This window comes from Streptomyces sp. NPDC004266, from assembly GCF_042874095.1.
Taxonomy (GTDB): Bacteria; Actinomycetota; Actinomycetes; order Streptomycetales; family Streptomycetaceae; genus Streptomyces.
Genome location: NZ_JBIAMM010000004.1, coordinates 179,380 through 201,679, shown reverse-complemented (window position 1 = coordinate 201,679; position 22,300 = coordinate 179,380). Strand labels below are relative to the sequence as shown.

The following is a 22,300-nucleotide window of genomic DNA, read 5'->3' as shown; positions in this document are numbered from 1 at the left end:
CCGGCCCCCCCCCCGGCCCGGGGGGGGGGGGGCCCCCCCCCGCGCCCCCCCCCGGGGGGGGGCCCCCCCCCCCCCCCCCCCCCCCCCACCACCGGTGTATCCGCTTACGTTCTTCCCGCTGCGAGTCACCGGACCGACGGTGGCCGCCGTCAAGGGAGATCGGGGGTGCACGCGTGCGGATCGGACTGCTCACGGAGGGTGGCTACCCGTACGCCACCGGTGAGTCCGGACGCTGGTGCGAACGGCTCGTGCGCGGGCTCGGACAGCACCGGTTCGACCTCTACGTCCTCGGCCCCGCCGGCACCCCGCGGCCCCTGCCGCCCCACGCCCGCGTCGCCCGCACCGCCGACCTCGGCGGCCCGGACGCGCCCCCGGCGGCCTCCGGAGCGTGGAGCCCCCGCGGGCCGCGCGCCGCCCGCCGGGCCTACGGACGCCACGAGCGGCGCCGCTTCACCGAGGCCTGCCACCGGCTCGCCACCGGACTCTGCGCCGAGGACGGCGAGGCCCCCTTCGCCGAGGGCCTCTACGCCCTCGCCGAACTCGCCCGCGAGCGCGGCGGACTGCCCGGGGCGCTCCGCTCCGACGACGCCGTCCGCGCCCTGGAGGCCGCCTGCCGCGCGCCCGGCGCACGCCGGGGCGCGGCCGCCGCCGGGCTCCCCGACCACCTCGCCTTCGCCGAGCACCTGGAGCGGGCCCTGCGCCCCCTCTCGCTCGACTGGTACGGGGACGACGCGCTCGGCGCCGCCGACCTCTGCCACGCCGCCGCCGGAGGCACCACCGCCCTCCCCGGCCTGCTGGCCAAACGCTTCTTCGGGACCCCCCTGCTCGTCACCGAGTACGGCGTACCGCTGCGCGCCCACTACCTCTCCGCGGCCGGCGCCGACCGCTCCGCCCCCCTGCGCGCCCTGCTCGCCGCCCTCCACGGCCGGCTCGCCGGCGAGACCTACCGGCAGGCCGCCCTCCTCACCCCCGGCAACGCCCACGCCCGCCGCTGGCAGGAGAAGTGCGGCGCCGACCGGGCCCGCATCCGCACCGTCCACCCCGGCATGGCCGCCGAACGCTTCGCCGAGGTCGGCGAGGACGAGGAGAGCGGCGACCCCGCCACCCTCGTCTGGGTCGGCCGCGTCGAACCCGCCAAGGACCTCATCGGCCTCCTCCACGCCTTCGCCGAGATCCGTGCCCGCCAGCCCGACGCCCGGCTGCGGATCGTCGCCGTGCCCGAGCGCGAACCGGGCGGCGGCGCCTACCTCACGTACTGCAAGGGGCTCGCCGCCCAGCTCTTCCCCGACGAGGCCCCCGGGGCGCACGCCGTCGGCGAGAACCCCGTCGCCTTCGAGGAGCTCGGCGGCCCGGAGGCGCCCACCCTGGAGGACGCCTACGCCTCCGGCGCGCTCGTCGTCATGTCCAGCCTCGTCGAGGGCTTCCCCGCCAGCCTCGTCGAAGCGATGTTCTGTGCGCGGGCCACCGTCTCCACCGACGTCGGCGCGGTCGTCGAGATCATCGGCGGCACCGGCCTCGTCGTCCCCCCGCGCAACCCCCGGGCGCTCGCCGACGCGTGCCTCGCGCTCCTCCGCGACCCCGAGCGCCGCCACCGGCTCGGCGCCGCCGCCCGCGCCCGCGCCCTCGAACTCTTCACCGTCGAACAGAACCTCGCCGCGTTCCGCGGCATCTACCTCGAACTCCTCTCCCACGCGCCGGTGCGCCACCGCCCCGGGGACGGCGTCCCCTTCGCCCACCCGGCAGAGGCGCATGTGCCCGGCAGCTGGGCGCACAAGGCCGTGGCCGCGGGGACGGGAGCCCCCGATGCCTGAAGGAGGCACCCCCATGCGCGGCTCCGCCGCCCCGACGAGCCCCGGAGCCTGGGACGCCCGCTCCGAAGCCCTTCTCGGCACCCCCGCCCTCACCGCGGCCGGCACCCTCGACCTGCGCGCCCCCGCCCCCGAGGACCCCGTCGACGCGACCCCTTCCGGGATAGCCCCGCCCACGGTGACGGCCACCACGACGCCCCCGTGCCCCGGCACGGCCTGGGGCGCGCCGGGGGCGCCGGACCCGGCGACGACGGACCGGCAGGACGGGACCTCGTCGGATGCGGCGGCCACGCCGGATTCCGCCCCGGCCCCGAAGGGCCCCGCCCCGACCCCGGGTTCGGCCGAGCGGGCCGAGGGGACCCGCACCGAGGACCGCCCCGCGACCGCCACGGCCGCAGCCCACCGCCCCGCACCGGCAGGCACCGCCCACCGCCCCGCACCGGCCGACACCGTCGCGGACGGCACCGCCCGCCGCCCCGCACCGGCCGGCGCCGTCGCGGAGGCCGGCCGTCCCCGGGGGCGGCGGGGGCAGGCCGACCCCGTGAAGGTGCTCATGCACCGGTACCGGGAGCTCTGCGAGCGGGCCGTCGATCCGCTGGAGATCGCCGCGGGCCTGGAGGCGCAGGGCTTCACCGACCGGACCGCCGCGCGGTTCCGGCACCGGGACGTGTTCTCGCTCGCCGAGGAGCTGTACGCGCGCGTGCCCCGCGGACAGGAGGGGCCCGCGCCCGCCGCGGAGCCGGAGCGGGCCCGGGCGCCCTGGGCGCTCGCCGTCCTCGCCCCCGGCGGGGTCGCCGGGCTCACGGGGCTCGGACTCGCCCTCGGCCACGGGCCCGTGCGGCTCGCCGTCGGGGCCGCCGGGACCCTCGCCCTCGGCGGGGCCCTGCTGCTCGCCGTCCGGCAGGGCCCCTTCCGCGCCCCGGACGGGGGGACCGTCCCCGCCGCCCGGCTCTGGACCCTCTGGCTCCTGGCGTACGCGGTCGGCGGCGACGGACTCCTGGACCAGGTCCTCACCGGCGGCCCCGAGGGGCCCTGGGAGACCGCCCCCGCGCCCCTCCTGGGCCTCGCCCTCGCCGTCGCCCCCGCGGCCTGGGGCGCCCACCTCTTCGCGAGCCGGGCCCGCCGCCGCATCGCCGACAGCCGCGGCCTCGCCGACTTCGCCGCCGCCACCCGGCCGCTGCTCCTCGGCACCGTGACCCTCCAACTCCTCGCCCTCGCCGGCCTGCTCGCCCTCACCGGCTTCAGCTCCGGAGCCCTCGCCCTCGGGGCGCTGCTGCTGCTCGCCCGGCTCCACACCGTCCACGGCCATCCCGGGACGGCCGCCGCCGTCCTCGCCGCGGCCTGTGCCGGCGAGGTCCTCGCCCTCGCGAGCGTCCTCGCCGCCCGCCTCCCCGTCCCCGGCTTCGACGCGCTCGCCGCCCCGGTGCGCACCCTCGTCGGAGCCTGGGGCCCCGGGGCCGTACCCACCCTCGTCTGCGGCGCCGCCGCGCTCGGCCTGCTGGCCCACGCGACCGGCGCCCTCGCCCGGGCCTCGGCCCACGCCACCCCATGAGAACCAGCCGTGCACCCCGCCGGAGGCCTGGCGGCCAGAGCAACCCCCACCCCGCCGAGCCTCCTGTGAAGAACCTTTCCGCACCCGCGGAGCCGACGCCGCGGGCGCGCCCCGTCACCTCTCTCATCACCCCGCAAGGAGAACGAAGATCATGACCCCTCGAACCCAAGGACCGGCCGGTCGGCACGTAGGGGCCGCGCGATGAGGGTTCTACTGCTCGGAGCCAACGGCTTCATCGGACGCTTCGTCGCCGACCGGCTGCTCGCCGACCCGGCCGTCCACCTCACCGCGCTCGGCCGGGGCGACGACGCCGACGTGCGCTTCGACCTCGCCTCCGGCAGCCCCGGCGCGCTCACCCGCTTCCTGGACGCCGTCCACCCCGGGGTCGTCGTCAACTGCGCCGGAGCCACCCGCGGCGGCGCCCGCGAGCTGACCCGGCACAACACCGTCGCCGTCGCCACCGTCTGCGAGGCCCTGCGCCGCAGCGGCTGCGGGGCCCGGCTCGTCCAGGTCGGCTGCGCCTCGGAGTACGGACCGAGCCAGCCCGGCTCCTCCACGGCCGAGGACGCGATCCCGCGCCCCGGCGGCCCGTACGGCGTGTCGAAGCTCGCCGCGACGGAACTCGTCCTCGGCTCGGGGCTCGACGCCGTCGTCCTGCGGGTCTTCTCCCCGGTCGGTCCCGGCACGCCGGCCGGCTCCCCGCTCGGCCGCCTCGCCGAGGCGATGCGCCGCGCCATGCAGGCCGGGGACGGCGAGCTCAAGCTCAGCGGCCTCGGCGTGCAGCGGGACTTCGTGGACGTGCGGGACGTGGCGCGGGCCGTCCACGCCGCCTCCCTCTCCGCCGCCCAGGGCGTCGTCAACATCGGCACCGGCCGCGCCGTCAAGCTCCGGGACGCCGCCGCCGTCCTCGCCCGGGTCGCCGGCTACTCCGGCAACCTGCACGAGCTGGACGCCCCGCACGGCATCCCGCAGCGCCCGATGATCGGCGCCCCCCGCACCGAGGGGACCATCGCCGACCAGCTGGCCTCCGCCCCGTACCCGTACCCCGACGGCTGCGGGCCCTGGCAGCAGGCGGACGTCCGCACCGCCCGCGACCGGCTCGGCTGGCGGCCCCGGATCAATCTGGAGGAGTCCCTCGCCGACATCTGGATGGAGGCGGCGTGTCGCATCTGACGGGGACCACGGCCACCGGGGCCGTCCAGGCGCTCGGCTTCGGCGTCCCCGGCTACGCCCATCCGCTGCTCGCCCCCGTCGAGTGGGCCGAGCTGACCCGCCCCGGGACCCCGCTGCACTGGGCGGTGCTCAACGTGGCGGAGGGCCCCGGGAGCCGCCCCGACCCGCACTGCCTGGCGGCCGCCGGGAAGCTGCGGAACGCCGGGGTGAAGGTGCTCGGGCACCTCGACCTGGCGTACGGCTCCCGGCCCTTCGGAGAGCTGGTCTCGGACGCCCACCGCTTCCTCGACTGGTACCGGATCGACGGCTTCTACCTGGACCGGGCCCCCGCCGACCGGGCGGACCTGGCCGGGACGCGGCGGCTCACCGCGGCCCTGGAGGCCGTGCTCGGCGGCGAGGCCCACCTCGTCCTCGGCCACGGCACCCACCCCCACCCGGGGTACGCCGAGGCCGCCGACCAGCTGGTGACCTTCGCCGGCTCCTGGGTGGACTACCGCTGGTCGCAGGTGGCGGAGTGGACCGCCGAGTACACGGAGGCCAAGTTCGTCCACCTCGTCCACGGGATCCCGCGCACCCACCTGGAGGAGGCCCTGCGGATCGCCCGCTGGCAGGGGGCGGGAACGATCTTCTTCACGGATCGCACGGGGCGGCCGGGACAAAGTGCCCCATTCCAATCACTGCCCGGCTACTGGGACGAAATCGTCTCGCGGATCGGAACGGGTGTCTCGGAATGAGAAGGGGCGTGGCAGTGTTACGGGGAGAACAACCGTACTGACATCCCGACCACCGGAGTCCCCGTGTCGCTGCCACCCCTGGTCGAGCCGGCCGCCGAGCTCACCGTAGACGAGGTCCGCAGGTACTCCCGCCACCTGATCATCCCCGACGTCGGGATGGACGGGCAGAAGCGGCTGAAGAACGCCAAGGTGCTGTGTGTGGGCGCCGGCGGCCTCGGTTCCCCGGCCCTGATGTACCTGGCCGCCGCCGGCGTGGGAACGCTCGGCATCGTGGAGTTCGACGAAGTGGACGAGTCGAACCTCCAGCGCCAGATCATCCACAGCCAGGCCGACATCGGCCGCTCCAAGGCCGAGTCGGCGCGCGACAGCGTGCTCGGCATCAACCCGTACGTGAACGTGATCCTTCACGAGGAGCGGCTCGAGGCCGACAACGTGATGGACATCTTCGGCCAGTACGACCTGATCGTCGACGGCACCGACAACTTCGCCACCCGCTACCTGGTGAACGACGCCTGCGTGCTGCTCAACAAGCCGTACGTCTGGGGCTCGATCTACCGCTTCGACGGCCAGGCGTCCGTCTTCTGGTCCGAGTACGGCCCCTGCTACCGCTGCCTCTACCCGGAGCCCCCGCCGCCGGGCATGGTCCCGTCCTGCGCCGAGGGCGGCGTCCTGGGCGTGCTCTGCGCGTCCATCGGCTCCATCCAGGTCACCGAGGCCATCAAGGTCCTGGCCGGCGTGGGCGACCCGCTGGTCGGCCGCCTGATGATCTACGACGCCCTGGAGATGCAGTACCGCCAGGTCAAGGTCCGCAAGGACCCCAACTGCGCGGTCTGCGGCGAGAACCCGACCGTCACCGAGCTCATCGACTACGAGGCCTTCTGCGGCGTCGTGTCCGAGGAGGCCCAGGAGGCGGCGCTCGGCTCGACGATCACTCCGAAGCAGCTCAAGGAGTGGATCGACGCGGACGAGAAGATCGACATCATCGACGTCCGCGAGCCGAACGAGTACGAGATCGTCTCGATCCCCGGCGCGCGTCTGATCCCGAAGAACGAGTTCCTGATGGGCAACGCCCTCCAGGACCTCCCGCAGGACCGGCGGATCGTCCTGCACTGCAAGACGGGTGTCCGCAGTGCGGAAGTCCTCGCGGTGCTCAAGTCCGCGGGCTTCGCGGACGCGGTCCACGTCGGCGGCGGCGTGATCGGCTGGGTCCACCAGATCGAGCCCGAGAAGCCGGTCTACTAGGACGCACCACGGAAGGCCCCGGACCCGCCGACGCGGGTCCGGGGCCTTCCGCGTGCGCCGGGTCCGTCACTTCTTGCAGACCGTGCCCGAGGCCGGGACCTTGCCCGCCAGCAGGTAGTCGTCCACCGCCTTCTTCACGCACGTGCTGCCGCCGTTGTACGCGCCGTGGCCCTCGCCCTCGTACGTCAGCTCCACCCCGACGCCGTCGCCGAGCGCCTTCACCATGGCCCGGGCGCCCTCGTACGGCGTGGCCGGGTCACCGGTGTTCCCCACGACCAGGATCGGCGCCGAGCCCGGCGCGGAGACGTCCGGGTGCTCCCACAGCCCCGGCACCGGCCACTGCGAGCAGCTCGCGAGCGCCCAGCCCATGAAGTCGCCGAAGACGGGGGAGGCCTCGCGGAACTGGCCGAGCCGCTCCTTCGCCTGCCCGAGGGTGTAGCGCTCCTTGAAGTCCACGCAGTTGATGGCCGCGTTCGCGGCCTGGATGTTGCTGTACGAGCCGTTCTCGCCGCGCCCGTTCATCGAGTCGGACAGGGAGAGGAGCAGCCCCCCGTCGCCGCCGTCGGCCGCGTCCAGCCCCTGCTCCAGATACGGCCAGAACTCCTTCGAGTACAGGGCCTGCGCGATGCCGTTGGTGGCCTGGGTCTGGGTCAGCTTCCGGTCGCCGATCCCGGCGATCGGCTTCTTGTCGAGGGCCGCGAGGAGGTCCGTGATCCCCTTCTCGACCTCGGCGACGCTGTCGCCCGGCAGCGCGCACTCGTCACCGCGGTCCACACAGTCCTGGGCGAAGTTGTCCAGCGCGAGCTGGAAGCCCTTCGCCTGGCCGAGGGCGCCCTCCTCGACGCCCGCGTCCGGGTCGACGACCGCGTCGAAGACGGCCCGGCCCACGTTCTTCGGGAACATGTGGGCGTAGACGCCGCCGAGTTCGGTGCCGTACGAGATGCCGAAGTAGTGCAGCTTCTCGTCGCCGAGGACCTGGCGCATCAGGTCCATGTCCCGGGCCGCGTTCTCCGTGCCGACGTGCGGCAGGGCCGCGCCGGCGTCCCGCTCGCAGCCCTTCGCGTACCGCTTCTGCGCGTCGGACAGCGTCCGCTCCTCGGCGGTGTCGTCGGGCGTGAAGTCCAGGGCGTAGTAGGCGTCGAGCTCCTTGTCGGTGGCGCACTCGACGGGGTCGCTGCGGCCGACCCCGCGCGGGTCGAAGGAGACCAGGTCGTAGCGGCCGCGCAGGGCCTCGTAGTCGCCGGCGAAACCGGGCAGGCCGGTGACGCCGGAGCCGCCGGGCCCGCCGAAGTTGAAGACGAGCGAGCCGATCCGCCGGGAGGCGTCCCGGGCCCTGGCCCGGATGAGGGCCAGCTCGATCCTGTCGCCGTCCGGCTTCGACCAGTCGAGCGGCGTCTGGAGGAAGGAGCACTCCCAGGCTGCGCCCCCGGGCAGCGGCGAGGGCGACGGCCCGCCGCCCTCGGCGGCGGACGGTGCCGGACAGGGTGCCCAGGACAGCTTCTGCGCCATCAGCGCCGCGAGCCCGCTCGCGGTGGCGGACGCCTTCACCGGGCCCGCCGTCCCGTCTCCCCCGTCCGAGCAGCCGGCGGCGAGCAGCACGGTGGTGGCGGTGAGCAGAGCGGCGCGCTGGGCTGCGGAGATCGGCATGGGACCATCCTGGGCCGCCGCCCGCGCCCCCGCGCGGGCGGAGGTCCAAGCGGGTGGCGGACGAGGGGCCCCGCCGGTCGTGCCGCGGGCCCGGCCCGACCGGCGGGACGGGCCCCTACAGGGCTTCCCGCTTGGTCAGCCAGTTGAAGCAGAGCCACCCCGGCAGCACCGGGATCCACAGCGTCAGCAGGCGGTACAGGAGCACCGCCGGGGTCGCGACCTCGATCGGCAGGCCGCCGACGGTGACCAGGCCGACGGTGAGCGCGCCCTCGACCGCGCCGACACCGCCCGGGGTGGGCGCCGCCGAACCGAGCGCGTTGCCCGCGAGGAAGACGACGGCCACGGTCGCGTAACTGATCGTCTGGTTCCCGTGGCTGAAGGCCCGGATCGAGGCGTCCAGACAGAGGACGAACACGAGGGTCAGGAACAGCATCCCGCTGATGCCCGTCGCCAGCTTCACCGGCCGCTGGAGCACGTCCAGCATGCGGGGCACCACACCGGCGAAGAGCGAGCGCAGCCGCGTCGAGACGAACTTGCGCATGAACGGGATCGCCGTCACCACCAGGACGAGCACCGCGACCGTCAGGAGCCCGGCGATCACCGTCCTCGACGGGGTGAAGGACTGCGACTTCTCGGTGCCCGTCAGATAGCCGAAGGAGAGCAGGAGCAGGATGTGCGCCCCGAGACCGAAGAGCTGCGAGGCGCCGACGCTCGCCACCGCGAGCCCCGGGCGCACTCCCGAGCGCTGGAGGAAGCGGGTGTTCAGGGCGACGCCGCCGACCGCCGCCGGGGCGACGATCTTCACGAAGGAGCCGGCGATCTGCGCCACCACCGTCCGCCAGAACCCGACCCGCTCGGGGACGAAGCCGAGCAGGCTCATCGCCGCCGCCACATAGCTGAGCGCCGAGAACAGCACGGCCGCCGCGACCCACCGCCAGTCCGCCTCGCTGACCGTCGACAGCGGCGTACGGGCGATCTGCGAGAGCAGGAAGTACGCGGCGACCGCGCCCGCGATCAGGCTGACCAGCGTCCGCGGCTTGATCCGCTCCAGCCGGACCGGCTCCACCGGGGCCTGCGGGCGGATCAGCAGCACCTGCTGTCGGATCTGCGCGAGCAGGTCCTCCTCGCGGGCCTCGTCCAGGGCGGTGTCGAGGGCCCGCTTCTCGGCCTTCTTGTCCGCCTTCTTCTCGGCCTTCGTCTCCGCCCGTACGGCCTTCCTGTCCGCTGCCGCCTCGGCCTTGGCGAGCTCCCGCTCGTGCTTGGCCGCCTCCGAGGCCGCGAGCACGGCCTCGCGCTCCCGCGCGGACCGCTCCCGTGCCAGCTTCCGCAACGTCGCGCGCGTGGAGCGGCTCAGGGCGATCGGCTGGAGCAGCGGCAGACAGTCGGCGACGGTGTCCGGGCCGAGCACCTCGACGGCCGCGGCGACCGCCCGATCCGCCCCCACCCGCAGGCCGAGGGTGGTGAGCAGCTGGGCGATGTCCATCCGCAGGATCAGGTCGCCGGCCGCGATCTCGCCGCCCCGCAGATCGGTGAGGATCACCCTGCCGGAACGATCCACCAGGATCGCGTCCCCGGTGAGCCGGCGGTGCGCGATCCGCCGCGACTGCAGCGCCCGGACCTGCCGCCAGGCGCTGTGGGCCAGCTCGTCGGTGATCTCGGCGTCGTCGAGGCTGTCCAGGCTCCGGCCGCCGGTGTGCTCGTACACCAGCATCACGGCGTCCGGGCCGAGCTCCGAGGTGGCGATCAGCTTCGGTGCGTTCGCCCCGGCGGCGATCGCCGCGTACGCGAGGAGCGCCTCCTGCTCCAGGGCCTGGCGCAGCGAGACGATCGAGCGGCGGGTGGTGATCGTCCGCAGGGTGATCCGCCGCCACGCGCGGTAGAAGAAGCCGTGCGCCTGCTGCTCCCGGTCGACGACGGTGACGTCGAGCGGCGGCCCGTCCTCCAGGGTCACGATGTAGCGGCGGCCCCGGTCGGCGCTTTCCGCCGAGTCGGGCACGCCCTCGGCGCGCAGCGCGGTCACCGGCCGGAAGCCGACCCGGCGCAGACCGGCGAGGAGGGTCTGTCCGGTGGGCCGGACGTTCGGCGAGCCGACGGCGTACAGCGTGCCGTACGCCACCGTCCAGCCGATCAGGACGGTCAGGATGATCGAGAGGGCGGTGGTGTAGCCGGCCACCAGCATCGTGAACGCGTCGAGCAGCAGCACCACCCAGAGCGACACCCGCCAGCGGGGCCTGCGGGCCATGCCGACGGCCGTCATGTACGCGATCACCGGCGCGAGGTAGTTGTGCACCGGGTCCGTGAGCCCGCCCCCGGACTGCGGCTGGGTCAGCGCGTCCTGGACCGTGCCGGGCGCGGCCTGGGCGACCCACAGGTCGGTGGCGAGGGTGACGCCGTGCGCCAGGACGGCGGCGAGGACGCCGTCCGCGATGCGCAGCCCGTCCCGCTTGATCAGCCGCTCGATGGCGAAGGCGACCGGCACGAGCAGGACGGCGATGGACGAGACGAGGCCGGCGATCTTGACGAAGACGTCCGGGGTGCCGGTCGCCCCCTTGTTGATGTCCTGCTCCAGGCCCGAGGTCGTGGCGTGGGCGAACGCGGCGACGGCGATGACGAGCCCGATGGCGAGCAGACCGACGAGCAGCCGCATGAGGTCGGAGGGCCGGTGGACGCGGGCGGCGAGCAGCGGCTCGTCACCGGAGACCCGCTCGGGCACGTCGGGCTGAGCCCCGCCGGGAGGCTGCGTGTCCTGCCCCATCACCATGTCCGTCTCTGCCTGTGCGTCTCGTCGATCACGTTCTCGTACGTCTTGTTCTTGTACTTGTCGCTCTTGATCTCGTATCACCAGTCACCGCCCGCACGATGGTGGCACGAAGAGCTGCCGCGCGGAGGCATCAGGGCCATGTCGGTGGGGTGAGGCAGGATGGGGCGGATGAGCGTGGAGGAACCCGTGGGGGAGCCCGGAGAACTGCCCGAGTACGCGGAGCGGGTGCTCGACGTCGCCGACTCGATCCCTCCCGGCCGGGTCATGACCTACGGCGACGTGGCCGAGTGGCTCGGCGAGGGCGGACCGCGCCAAGTCGGCCGGGTCATGGCCCTGTACGGCGGGACGGCCCCCTGGTGGAGGGTGGTCCGCGCCGACGGCACGCTGCTGCCCGGCCACGAGCTCCGGGCCCTCGGCCACTACCGCGAGGAGGGCACCCCGCTGCGCGCGGCGGGCCCGGCGGCCGAGGGGCACGTGCCGAGGATCGACATGCGCCGGGCCCGCTGGGACGGAACTCACATCTGAGGGAGCCGCCCCGGTCGGCCCGGGCGGAACGGGTCCGCGAGGGTGGACGAGGCACGGAGTACGGCTTGTCGGCGGCGCGCTTCGCGTAACGTCTTCGCTCGCGTCTCCCGAGGCGGCGGCCACGGCACACGGCCGCCTCACCCGCACCACCACACCCACCAGGACCGGCGAACCACGTGAGCTCCTCCTCCACCACCCGGCGTACGCCGCCGCACCAGGGACAGCCGTACCCGGGTCCGGGACGGCAGCGGACCCCGGGTGCGTACCGACTGGTACGCACCACGCCGGCCCCGCTGGATCCCCCTCAGCTGGACGCAGTCCAGCGGGAAGTGGTTGACCACACCGGCGGACCTCTCCTCGTCCTCGCCGGGCCCGGCACCGGCAAGACGACCACCCTGGTCGAGGCGGTCGCCGCCCGCATGGAGAACGGCGCCGACCCCGAACGCCTCCTCGTCCTCACCTTCAGCCGCAAGGCCGCCGTCGAACTCCGCGACCGCATGGCCACCCGGCTCGGAGGCCGCCGCCCCCCGCAGGCGACCACCTTCCACTCGTACTGCTACGCCCTCATCCGCGCCCACCAGGACGCCGAGCTCTTCGCCGAACCGCTCCGGCTGCTCTCCGGACCCGAGCAGGACCTCGCCGTCCGCGAACTCCTCGCCGGCCAGATCGACCTGGAGCGGACGGGCCTCGGACAGGTCCGCTGGCCCGACGAGCTCCGCGCCTGCCTCACCACCCGGGGCTTCGCCGACGAGGTGCGGGCCGTCCTCGCGCGCTCCCGCGAGCTGGGCCTCGGACCGGACGCGCTCGCCCGCTTCGCGGACCGGGTCGGCCGCCCGGACTGGAAGGCCGCGGCCGGCTTCCTCGCCGAGTACCTCGACGTCCTCGACCTCCAGGGCGTCCTCGACTACGCGGAGCTCGTCCACCGGGCCGTACCGCTCGCCCGGGACGCCCGCACGCCCGCGTACGACGCGATCTACGTCGACGAGTACCAGGACACCGACCCGGCACAGGTCCGGCTCCTGCACGCGCTCGCGGGCGACGGCCGGAGCACGGTCGTCGCCTTCGGCGACCCGGACCAGTCCATCTACGCCTTCCGCGGCGCCGACGTGAACGGCATCCTCGACTTCCCGTCCTCCTTCGCCGGCGCGGACGTCCGCGTCCTGCGCACCTCGCGCCGCGCGGGTACGGCGCTGCTCGGGGCGACCCGGCTGCTCGCCCAGCGCATGCCGATGCCCCGGCTCCCCGCCGACAAGGTCCGCGCCCACCGCGAGCTCGCCCCGACGCGGGACGGGGGACGGGCGGAGGCGTACACGTACCCCACGGCCTCGGCGGAGGCCGAGAACATCGCCGACCTGCTGCGCCGCGCCCACCTGGAGGACGGCGTGCCCTGGCAGGACATGGCCGTCCTCACCCGCGCCGCCGCCTCCCTGCCGTCCCTCCGCCGCGCCCTCACCTCGGCGGGCGTCCCCGTGGAGACGGACGCGGCGGACACCCCCCTCCGCCACGAACCGGCCGTGGCCCCCCTGCTGCTGGCACTGAGGGCGGTGGCGGGCACGACGGGCACACGCTCCACGGACCCGGTCGTGGGCGGGCCCTCTCCGGACCCGGTCGTGGGCGGGCGTTCCGCAGAGGCGGAACGGGTGGGCACAACCGACGACAACGGCGCCGCACCCACCCCGGCCGGCGTCCCGCAGGACCCCGCCCCCGCGCCGGACGGCGACCCGGCCCCCGACGCGACGGGCACCCCGGGCGAGCCCGACGCCGAAGCCGCCTGGCTCCCCGTGGAGACCGCACTCGAACTGCTCGCCTCCCCCCTCGCGGGAGTGGACCCCGCCGACCTCCGCCGACTGGGAAGGGCCCTGCGGGACGAGGAGCGCGCCGCGGGCAACAAGGTCCCGCCCCCCTCGGACGTCCTCCTGGCGAAGGCCCTCGCCGAGCCCGAGCGCCTCGTCGCGCACGACCCCGCCTACGCACGTGGTGCCCAGCGCCTGGGGCAGCTCCTCCAGGAGACCCGCGCGCTGCTCGACGCCGGAGGCACCGCCGAGGAGGCCCTCTGGGTGCTCTGGCAGGGCACCCCCTGGCCCAACCGCCTGGAGCGCGCCGCCCTCCGCGGCGGCCCCGCCGGACGCAACGCCGACCGCGACCTCGACGCCGTCTGCGCCCTCTTCGAGACCGCCGCCCGCGCCGAGGAGCGCGTCGGCGGCCGGGGCGTCCTCAACTTCCTGGAGGAGCTCGACGCCCAGGACATCGCCGCCGACACCCTCACCCGCCGGCACACCCGCCCGGACGCCGTCCGTCTGATGACCGCGCACCGCTCCAAGGGCCTGGAGTGGAGCTTCGTCGTCGTCGCCGGCGTGCAGGAGGGCCTCTGGCCGGACCTCCGCCGCCGGGGCTCCCTCCTCGAAGCGGACCGCATCGGCCGTGACGGCCTCGCCGAGCCCCTCAGCCCCGGCGCCCTCCTCGCGGAGGAGCGCCGGCTGTTCTACGTCGCCACCACCCGCGCCCGCGACCGGCTCGTCGTGACCGCCGTGAAGGCCGCGGCCGAGGACGGCGACCAGCCGTCCCGCTTCCTCACCGAGCTCGGCGCCGAACCGAAGGACGTCCCGGGCCGCCCGCGCCGCCCGCTCGCCGTCTCCGCCCTGGTCGCCGAGCTCCGCGCCACCACCGTCGACCCGGAGGCCTCGCCCGCGCTCCGCGAGGCGGCCGCCGACCGGCTCGCCCGGCTGGCCGCGCTCACCGACGAGGACGGCCAGCCGCTGGTTCCGGCCGCGCACCCGGACCGCTGGTGGGGCCTGTTCGAGCCGACGCACAGCGCGGCGCCGCTGCGCGACCGCGACCGGCCGGTGGCGCTGTCGCCGAGCTCCCTGGAGAACCTGGTCTCCACCTGCGCCCTCCAGTGGTTCCTGGGCCGGGAGGTCAAGGCGGCGGCCCCGGCCACCGTCGCCCAGGGCTTCGGGAACGTCGTCCACGTCCTCGCCGACGAGGTCGCCTCCGGGCGCACCCCGGCCGACCTCGACGTCCTCATGGCCCGGCTGGACTCCGTGTGGGACGCCCTCGCCTTCGACGCGCCCTGGAAGTCGGCCCAGGAGAAGCAGAACGCGCGCGTGGCCCTCGAACGCTTCCTGAGCTGGCACGTCATGGACCGCGGCGGCCGCACCCCGGCCGCCTCCGAGCACGGTTTCGACGTGACCCTGGCGGCGGGGGAGTACGAGGTCCGCATCCGGGGCTCCATGGACCGCGTCGAGACCGACGAGCACGGGCGCGCGTACGTCGTCGACTTCAAGACCGGCAAGTCGGCCCCCACCCGTGACGAGGTCGCCCACCATCCTCAGCTCGCCGTCTACCAGCTCGCGGTGCGGGAGGGCGCCCTCGACGAGGTCTTCGGCGGCGACCGCCCGGAGCCGGGCGGAGCGGAGCTCGTACAGCTGCGGCAGGCGGCCCCGAAGAAGGAGGGCGGCGACGCCCTGCCCAAGGTCCAGGCGCAGGAGCCGCTGACCGGGGAGTGGGTCGGCGAGCTGCTCGCCAACGCGGCGGGCCGGGTCCTCGACGAGCGGTTCACCCCGAGCACCGGTCAGCACTGCACGACCTGCGCCTTCCGGGCCTCGTGCAGCGCCCGGCCGGAGGGCCGCCAGGTCGTCGACTGACGCCCTTCCGACGCGTGTGCGGAGCGTCACGTCCTTGCCCGTACATCCCTGGCGCCGCCCCGCCGGCCCTTGTCTTCGCGACGTCCGCATAAAGGCGTCGTCAGGACAAGCTGTGAGAACCGCCGTGCGAGACGGCTGTGAGGAGTGCACGCATGAGGGCCAACAGGAAGCTCTGGGCGGCGGCGACGGTCTGCGTGGCTGTGGTCGCGGGCGTCACGGGCTGTTCCAAGGGCGACGACAAGCCCGCCGACCCCTTCGCCGGGCTCACCGCCGACGCCATCGCCGACAAGTCGGTCGAGACGACCAAGGCGGCCACCGCCTTCCGCATGCACGGCAAGGGCAAGACCGACGGCGAGGAGATGACCGTCGACTTCTCCGTCGACAACAAGGGCAACTGCAAGGGCTCGATGAAGGCCCCCGCGGGCGGCAGCGCCGAGATCATCGGCACCGGCGGCACCAGCTACATGAAGGGCGACGACGCCTTCTGGAAGTCGACCGGCGGTGAGGAAGGCGCGTCCTCCGACGAGTCCGGAGCCATGTCCGAGCTCCTCAAGGGCCGCTGGATGAAGATGCCGAGCGAGAAGGGCGCGGAGGCGAGCGGCCCCGACGCGTTCTGCGACCTGGAGCAGATCGTCAAGGACATGGACGAGGGGACGCCGCGCAAGGGCCTGACCCGCGAGGCCGACGCCGACGTCGACGGCACGCCCGCCGCGGTGCTCAGCAAGAAGGACAAGGGCGGGACCACGACCTTCTACGTGGCCAAGGACTCCGCCAAGCCCTACATCCTCCGCGTCGTGACGACCGGTGGCGACGATCCCGGCACCGTCGACCTGAGCGACTTCGACAAGCCGGTCACCGTCACGGCCCCGCCGGCCGACCAGACCGTGGACATGGAAGAGCTGATGAAGGCCGCCTCCTGACCCGCCCGCGCGGGCCCGGAACGCAGAAGCAGCGGGCACGCGCGCAGGGCGACCCCTGTGGGACGGCCCGGGGAGCCAGCGAGGAGGCTCGCACGACGTCCCGGTCCCACCGGAAGCTCCGTGCCGCGGCCGTCGTCCGCGGGGCGCCGCCGTCGCGGGACCCGCGACGGCGGCGCCCCGGGCAGGCGGGCGGCGAGGAGCCCGGCACCCTCGGGCTCTCCGACTACGACGAGCCGGTCCACGTGAAGGCCCCGCCGGCCGGCGAGACGGGCGGCCTCGCGAGGCTCGACCAGGGCACGTCCGCGTAGAAGCGCAGGTGGGAGCGGTGCGGGGCCGGAGTGTCGGAGGGCCCCGCTAGCCTCTTCCGGTGACCGCACGCATCACCGACCCCGAGCAGCTCAAGGAGCTCCTCGGCATCCCGTTCACTCCGGAGCAGACGGCCTGCATCACCGCGCCGCTCGCCCCGCAGGTCGTCGTGGCCGGAGCCGGCTCCGGCAAGACGACGGTGATGGCGGCCCGGGTGGTCTGGCTGGTCGGCACGGGCCAGGTCGCCCCCGAGCAGGTCCTCGGCCTCACCTTCACCAACAAGGCGGCGGGCGAGCTCGCCGAGCGCGTCCGCACCGCCCTCGTCCGCGCCGGCGTCACCGACCCCGACGTCATCGACCCGGAGAACCCCCCGGGCGAGCCCCGCATCTCCACGTACCACGCCTTCGCCGGGCAGCTCCTGACCGACCACGGCCTCCGCATCGGCCTGGAGCCCACCTCCCGCCTCCTCGCCGACGCGACCCGCTACCAGCTCGCCGCGCGCGTGCTGCGCGAGGCCCCCGGCCCGTACCCCGCGCTCACCCGGTCCTTCCCGACCCTCATCACCGACCTGCTCGCCCTCGACGCCGAGCTCGCCGAGCACCTCGTGCCGCCCGAGCGGCTCCACGCGTACGACTCCGAGCTCCTCACCGCCCTCGCCGGCGCCAAGCTCAGCAACGCCGAACTGCGCAAGGTCCCCGAGGCCTCCGCCGCCCGCCGCGAACTCCTCGACCTCGTCGTCCGCTACCGCGCCGCCAAGCGCTCCCGCGACCTGCTCGACTTCGGCGACCAGATCGCCCGCTCCGCCGAGCTCGCCACCACCCGGCCCGAGGTCGGCGCCATCCTGCGCGACGAGTTCCGCGTCGTCCTCCTCGACGAGTACCAGGACACCTCCGTCGCCCAGCGGCTGCTGCTCTCCGGCCTCTTCGGCCAGGGCCCGTCCGGCCGCGCCACCGGGCACGCCGTCACCGCCGTCGGCGACCCCTGCCAGGCCATCTACGGCTGGCGCGGCGCCTCCGTCGCCAACCTGGACGACTTCCCCGAGCACTTCCCGCACCGGGACGGCAGCCCCGCGAGCCGCTACTCCCTCTCCGAGAACCGGCGCAGCGGCGGCCGCCTCCTGGACCTCGCCAACCGCCTCGCCGCCCCCCTGCGGGCCATGCACGCGGGCGTGGAGGCGCTGCGCCCCGCCCCGGGCGCCGAGCACGACGGCAACGTCCGCATCGCCCTCCTCCCCACCCACGCGGAGGAGATCGACTGGCTCGCCGACTCCCTCGCCCACCTCGTACGGACCGGCCGCGAGCCCGGCGAGATCGCCGTCCTGTGCCGCACCGCCACCGACTTCCCCGCCATCCACGCGGCCCTCGTCGCCCGTGACGTCCCCGTCGAGGTCGTCGGCCTCTCCGGCCTCCTCCACCTGCCCGAGATCGCCGACCTCGTCGCCGTCTGCGAGGTCCTCCAGGACCCGGGGGCCAACGCCGCCCTGGTCCGCCTCCTCACCGGCCCCCGCTGGCGCATCGGCGCCCGCGACCTCGCCCTCCTCGGCCGCCGCGCCCGCCTCCTCGTCCACCGGGGCGGCGAGGAGGCGGACCCCGAGCAGCGGCTCGCCGCCGCCGTCGAGGGCGTCGACCCGGCCGAGGTCGTCTCCCTCGCCGACGCGCTCGACACCTTCCTCGACTCCGGCGGCACCGACGACGGCCTGGCCTTCTCCGCCGAGGCCCGGGTCCGCTTCGCGCGCCTCGCCACCGAGCTGCGCGCCCTGCGCACCTCCCTCGCCGACCCGCTCATGGACGTGCTGCACCGCGTCCTCGCCGCGACCGGTCTGGAGGTCGAGCTCTCCGCCTCCCCGCACGCGCTCGCGGCCCGCCGCCGCGAGACCCTCGGCCACTTCCTCGACATCGCCGCCGGCTTCGCCTCCCTCGACGGCGAGGCCAGCCTCCTCGCCTTCCTCGGCTTCCTGCGCACGGCCGTCCAGTTCGAGAAGGGCCTCGACAGCGCGCTGCCGGGCGGCGAGAACACCGTGAAGGTCCTCACCGCCCACAAGTCCAAGGGCCTCGAATGGGACGTCGTCGCCGTCCCCGGCCTGGTCACGGGCCAGTTCCCGAGCGCCCGGGCCCGCGAGTCGTGGACCTCGCAGCCCCAGGTGCTCCCGCACGCCCTGCGCGGCGACGCGGCCACCCTGCCGGGGATCGACACCTGGGACGCCAAGTCCCTCGCGTCCTTCAAGAACGAGATGCGGGACCACCAGCACACCGAGGAGCTCCGCCTCGGCTACGTCACCTTCACCCGCCCCCGCTCCCTGCTCCTCGGCTCCGCCCACTGGTGGGGCCCGGCCCAGAAGAAGCCCCGCGGCCCCTCGGACTTCCTCCAGGCGCTGTACGACCACTGCGCGGCGGGCCACGGCGAGATCGAGGCCTGGGCGGACGAGCCGGAGGAGGACGCGGAGAACCCTTCCCTGGCGGCGGGGGACAAGGACCTGGCCTGGCCGCTCCCGCTGGACGCCGAGGCGCTGCGACGGCGCAGGGAAGCGGCGAAGGCGGTGACGACCAGGTTGTGGGCGTACGTTCCGCGGGGCGAGGGGGGCGCCCCCGGACGGAGCCCGGAGGAGGGCGGGCACCACCCCGCCGGCACGGCGCCCGACCTCCCGGACCCCGACCTCCCGGACCCCGACCCCGAGGACCTCTGGCCCGACGAGGAGGAACCCGTCTGGGACGAGGAGGAACTCCCGGAGGACCTCCACAGGGACGCGATCCCGGCGCCCCGCGAGGAGCCCCGGCCACCGGAGCCGTACGACGGACCCACCCCCGAGGACACGAAGACCATCGCCTCCTGGGACCGCGACCTCACCGCCCTCACCACCGAGCTCCGCCGCGCCCGCGCGACGACCCGGGACGTCCTCCTCCCCGCCTACCTCTCCGCGTCCCAGGTCCTGCGCCTCGCCGCCGACCCCGACGGCTTCGCGCAGGAGCTGGCCCGGCCGATGCCGAAGGCGCCGCAGCCCGCGGCCCGCCGGGGCACCCGCTTCCACGCGTGGGTGGAGTCCCGTTTCGAGGAGCTCCCGCTGCCGTTCCTCGGCCCGGAGGAGCTGCCCGGCGGCGAGGACTTCGCGGGCGAGCCCGAGATCCTCGACGAGCGGGACCTCGACGAGCTCAAGGAGGCCTTCGCCCGCACCCCGTACGCGCACCGCACCCCGTACCGCGTCGAGGTCCCCGTGCACCTCTCCCTCGCGGGCCGGGTCGTCCGGGGCCGGATCGACGCCGTCTACCGGGACCCGGAGTCCGGCGCGTACGAGATCGTCGACTGGAAGACCAGTCGGGACCGCTCCGCGGACCCGCTGCAGCTCGCGATCTACCGGCTCGCCTGGGCCGAGCAGCACGGCCTCGCGCCCGAGGAGGTGACCGCCGCCTTCGTGTACGTCCGAACGGGTGAGGTCGCCCGTCCGACCCGCCTGCCCGGCCGGGCCGAGCTGGAGGCCGTCCTGCTGGGAGGGGCACCTCCGGACGCCGGATAGGCTCGGGGCATGAGCGAGACCCCGGACAGCGTCGTCCGCACCGTACGCACGTACGTCGAGCAGCACCGTGCCGCCTTCCTCGGCGACCTGGCCGAGTGGCTGCGCATCCCCTCCGTGTCGGCCCGGCCGGACCGGGCCGGGGACGTACGGCGCAGCGCCGAGTGGCTCGCCGCCAAGCTCACGGAGACCGGTTTCACCACGGTCGAGATCTGGGAGACCGCCGGCGCGCCCGCCGTCTTCGCCGAGTGGCCCTCCGGGGACCCGGACGCCCCGACCGTCCTCGTCTACGGCCACCACGACGTGCAGCCCGCGGCCCGGGAGGACGGCTGGCACACGGAGCCGTTCGAGCCGACGGTGGTCGACGGCCGGCTGTACGCGCGGGGGGCCGCCGACGACAAGGGGCAGGTGTTCTTCCACACCCTCGGCGTCCGCGCCCACCTCGCCGCCACCGGCCGCACCGCGCCCGCCGTCAACCTCAAGCTGATCGTCGAGGGCGAGGAGGAGTCCGGCTCCCCGCACTTCCGCGCGCTGGTCGAGGAGCACGCCGAGCGGCTCGCCGCCGACGCCGTGATCGTCTCCGACACCGGCATGTGGTCCGAGACCACCCCCACCGTCTGCACCGGCATGCGCGGGGTCGCCGACTGCGAGATCGAGCTGTACGGCCCCGACCAGGACATCCACTCCGGCTCCTTCGGCGGCGCCGTGCCGAACCCGGCCACCGTCGCCGGCCGGATCGTCGCCGCCCTCCACGACGAGCACGAGCACGTCGCGATCCCCGGCTTCTACGACGGCGTGACGGAACTCACCGACGCCGAGCGGGCCCTCGTCGCCGAGCTGCCCTTCGACGAGGAGGCCTGGCTGCGCACGGCCAAGTCCCACGGCACCCTCGGCGAGGCCGGCTTCACGACCCTGGAGCGGGTCTGGGCCCGCCCCACCGCCGAGGTCAACGGCATCGGCGGCGGCTACCAGGGCCCCGGCGGCAAGACGATCGTCCCCGCCTCGGCCCGGATCAAGCTGTCGTTCCGGCTCGTCGCGGGCCAGGACCCGGCCAAGATCGAGCTCGCCGTACGGGACTGGCTCGACGGGCTCGTGCCCGCTGGCATCCGGCACGAGATCGTCTTCGGCGCCCCGACCCGACCCTGCCTCACCCCCCTCGACCACCCCGCCCTCAAGGCGGTGGCCGGGGCCATGAGCCGGGCCTTCGACGGCGCCAAGGTCCGCTACACCCGCGAGGGCGGCTCCGGGCCGGCCGCCGACCTCCAGGACGTCCTGGGAGCGCCCGTCCTGTTCCTCGGCGTCTCCGTCCCGTCCGACGGCTGGCACGCCCCCAACGAGAAGATCGAGATCGATCTCCTCATGAAGGGCGTCGAGACGACCGCGCACCTGTGGGGCGACCTGCCCGCCGCCCTCCACGCCGCCGCGCGCTGAACCCACACACCGATCCGGGGGAGTTGGAAGCACCTGTGAGCACCCTGAAGAACGCGCCGAGCAGCCCGGCGCACGCGTCCGCGGACCGCCCGATCTCGCTCACCGCCCCGAGCGGCGTCGACCGCGCCGCCCACCACCGCCTCGACGAGGCATGGCTGGCGGCGGCCTGGAGCCACCCCACGACCCGGGTCTTCGTGGTCTCCGGCGGCCAGGTGCTGATCGACGACCGCCCCGACGGCACCACCGAGATCGTGATGACCCCGGCCTTCGAGGCCCCGGTCACCGAGACCCACCGCTACTTCCTGGGCACGGACGCCGACGGCGTCTCCTACTTCGCCCTCCAGAAGGACTCGCTGCCCGGCCGCATGGACCAGTCCGCGCGCCCCGCCGGGCTGCGCGAGGCCGGCCTGCTGCTCTCCGACCGCGACGCGGGCCTCATGGTGCACGCCGTGGCCCTGGAGAACTGGCAGCGCCTCCACCGCTTCTGTTCGCGCTGCGGCGAGCACACGGTGATCGCGGCCGCCGGGCACGTCCGCCGCTGCCAGGCCTGCGGCGCAGAGCACTACCCGCGCACCGACCCCGCGGTGATCATGCTGGTCACCGACGACCAGGACCGGGCGCTGCTCGGCCGCCAGGTGCACTGGCCCGAGGGCCGCTTCTCGACCCTCGCCGGCTTCGTGGAGCCGGGCGAGTCCATCGAGGCGTCGGTGGCCCGCGAGGTCTTCGAGGAGGCCGGCGTCACGGTCGGCGAGGTCGAGTACATCGCCAGCCAGCCCTGGCCGTTCCCGTCCAGCCTGATGCTGGGCTTCTTCGCCCGCGCCACGTCCTCCGAGATCAACGTGGACGGCGAGGAGATCCACGAGGCCCGCTGGTTCTCCCGCGAGGACCTGGCCGCCGCCTTCGAGTCCGGCGAGGTCCTGCCCCCGTACGGCATCTCGATCGCCTCCCGGCTGATCGAGCGCTGGTACGGCAAGCCGCTCCCGAAGCCGGGCGACGTGATCTGACCGCCCCCGCACACGGAGAAGCCCCCGGCCACGGCCGGGGGCTTCGCG

Annotated in this window: 13 protein-coding genes; 11 read left to right on the top strand and 2 right to left on the bottom strand. The window is 74.9% G+C overall.

What is annotated here, in order from left to right; translation table 11 throughout:
• Nucleotides 1-173: 173 nt before the first annotated feature.
• The 5 genes from ACFYUZ_RS12095 to moeZ all read left to right on the top strand — a co-directional run bounded on the left by ACFYUZ_RS12095 (nt 174) and on the right by moeZ (nt 6,509).
• Nucleotides 174-1,811, top strand: coding sequence for a glycosyltransferase (locus ACFYUZ_RS12095; protein ID WP_389308055.1), 1,638 nt, complete (start codon nt 174-176; stop codon nt 1,809-1,811).
• A 13-nt stretch (nt 1,812-1,824) separates the two neighbouring features.
• Nucleotides 1,825-3,360: a hypothetical protein gene (locus ACFYUZ_RS12090; protein WP_389308054.1), complete on the top strand. Its 1,536-nt coding sequence runs from the start codon at nt 1,825-1,827 to the stop codon at nt 3,358-3,360.
• 201 nt (nt 3,361-3,561) lie between these two features.
• Nucleotides 3,562-4,533: an NAD(P)-dependent oxidoreductase gene (locus tag ACFYUZ_RS12085; protein WP_093874194.1), complete on the top strand. Its 972-nt coding sequence runs from the start codon at nt 3,562-3,564 to the stop codon at nt 4,531-4,533.
• On the top strand, nt 4,521-5,267 hold the full coding sequence (locus ACFYUZ_RS12080) for a spherulation-specific family 4 protein (RefSeq protein WP_389308052.1): 747 nt from the start codon (nt 4,521-4,523) through the stop codon (nt 5,265-5,267). Before ACFYUZ_RS12085 ends, ACFYUZ_RS12080 begins: the two co-directional genes overlap by 13 nt.
• A 63-nt stretch (nt 5,268-5,330) precedes the next feature.
• Nucleotides 5,331-6,509, top strand: a complete 1,179-nt coding sequence (gene moeZ, locus ACFYUZ_RS12075) for an adenylyltransferase/sulfurtransferase MoeZ (RefSeq protein ID WP_389308050.1) — start codon at nt 5,331-5,333, stop codon at nt 6,507-6,509.
• Nucleotides 6,510-6,575: 66 nt separating this feature from the next.
• On the opposite strand, the gene ACFYUZ_RS12070 is transcribed toward moeZ, so the two are convergent.
• Nucleotides 6,576-8,156: an alpha/beta hydrolase gene (locus tag ACFYUZ_RS12070; protein ID WP_389308048.1), complete on the bottom strand. Its 1,581-nt coding sequence runs from the start codon at nt 8,154-8,156 to the stop codon at nt 6,576-6,578.
• Nucleotides 8,157-8,271: 115 nt separating this feature from the next.
• Nucleotides 8,272-10,917 (bottom strand): lysylphosphatidylglycerol synthase domain-containing protein, encoded by a 2,646-nt coding sequence (locus ACFYUZ_RS12065; RefSeq protein ID WP_389308046.1) that lies wholly within the window; start codon nt 10,915-10,917, stop codon nt 8,272-8,274.
• 159 nt (nt 10,918-11,076) lie between these two features.
• On the opposite strand from ACFYUZ_RS12065, the gene ACFYUZ_RS12060 reads away from it, so the two are divergent.
• The 6 genes from ACFYUZ_RS12060 to nudC all read left to right on the top strand — a co-directional run bounded on the left by ACFYUZ_RS12060 (nt 11,077) and on the right by nudC (nt 22,252).
• The gene (locus tag ACFYUZ_RS12060) at nt 11,077-11,442 is read left to right on the top strand and encodes an MGMT family protein (protein ID WP_389308044.1); all 366 of its coding nucleotides are present in this window, start codon (nt 11,077-11,079) and stop codon (nt 11,440-11,442) included.
• A gap of 176 nt (nt 11,443-11,618) precedes the next feature.
• Nucleotides 11,619-15,086, top strand: a complete 3,468-nt coding sequence (locus tag ACFYUZ_RS12055; RefSeq protein ID WP_389308043.1) for an ATP-dependent helicase — start codon at nt 11,619-11,621, stop codon at nt 15,084-15,086.
• Between the two features lie 152 nt (nt 15,087-15,238).
• On the top strand, nt 15,239-16,006 hold the full coding sequence (locus ACFYUZ_RS12050) for a hypothetical protein (protein WP_389308041.1): 768 nt from the start codon (nt 15,239-15,241) through the stop codon (nt 16,004-16,006).
• A gap of 367 nt (nt 16,007-16,373) precedes the next feature.
• Nucleotides 16,374-19,820, top strand: coding sequence for a UvrD-helicase domain-containing protein (locus ACFYUZ_RS12045; RefSeq protein WP_389308039.1), 3,447 nt, complete (start codon nt 16,374-16,376; stop codon nt 19,818-19,820).
• A 9-nt stretch (nt 19,821-19,829) separates the two neighbouring features.
• Complete coding sequence (locus ACFYUZ_RS12040; RefSeq protein ID WP_389308038.1) at nt 19,830-21,248, top strand: dipeptidase; 1,419 nt, start codon at nt 19,830-19,832, stop codon at nt 21,246-21,248.
• A gap of 35 nt (nt 21,249-21,283) precedes the next feature.
• A complete protein-coding gene (gene nudC / locus ACFYUZ_RS12035) occupies nt 21,284-22,252 on the top strand; it encodes an NAD(+) diphosphatase (protein WP_389308036.1) in 969 nt (322 codons plus the stop codon).
• Nucleotides 22,253-22,300: the final 48 nt, after the last annotated feature.

What these genes read in the sequence shown, in the direction of transcription:
- ACFYUZ_RS12090 (WP_389308054.1), top strand. Translation starts at nt 1,825, where the DNA reads ATGCGCGGCTCCGCCGCCCCGACGAGCCCCGGAGCCTGGGACGCCCGC.
- ACFYUZ_RS12085 (WP_093874194.1), top strand. Translation starts at nt 3,562, where the DNA reads ATGAGGGTTCTACTGCTCGGAGCCAACGGCTTCATCGGACGCTTCGTC.
- ACFYUZ_RS12070 (WP_389308048.1), bottom strand. Translation starts at nt 8,156, where the DNA reads ATGCCGATCTCCGCAGCCCAGCGCGCCGCTCTGCTCACCGCCACCACC.
- ACFYUZ_RS12065 (WP_389308046.1), bottom strand. Translation starts at nt 10,917, where the DNA reads ATGGTGATGGGGCAGGACACGCAGCCTCCCGGCGGGGCTCAGCCCGAC.
- ACFYUZ_RS12060 (WP_389308044.1), top strand. Translation starts at nt 11,077, where the DNA reads ATGGGGCGGATGAGCGTGGAGGAACCCGTGGGGGAGCCCGGAGAACTG.
- ACFYUZ_RS12050 (WP_389308041.1), top strand. Translation starts at nt 15,239, where the DNA reads ATGAGGGCCAACAGGAAGCTCTGGGCGGCGGCGACGGTCTGCGTGGCT.
- ACFYUZ_RS12040 (WP_389308038.1), top strand. Translation starts at nt 19,830, where the DNA reads ATGAGCGAGACCCCGGACAGCGTCGTCCGCACCGTACGCACGTACGTC.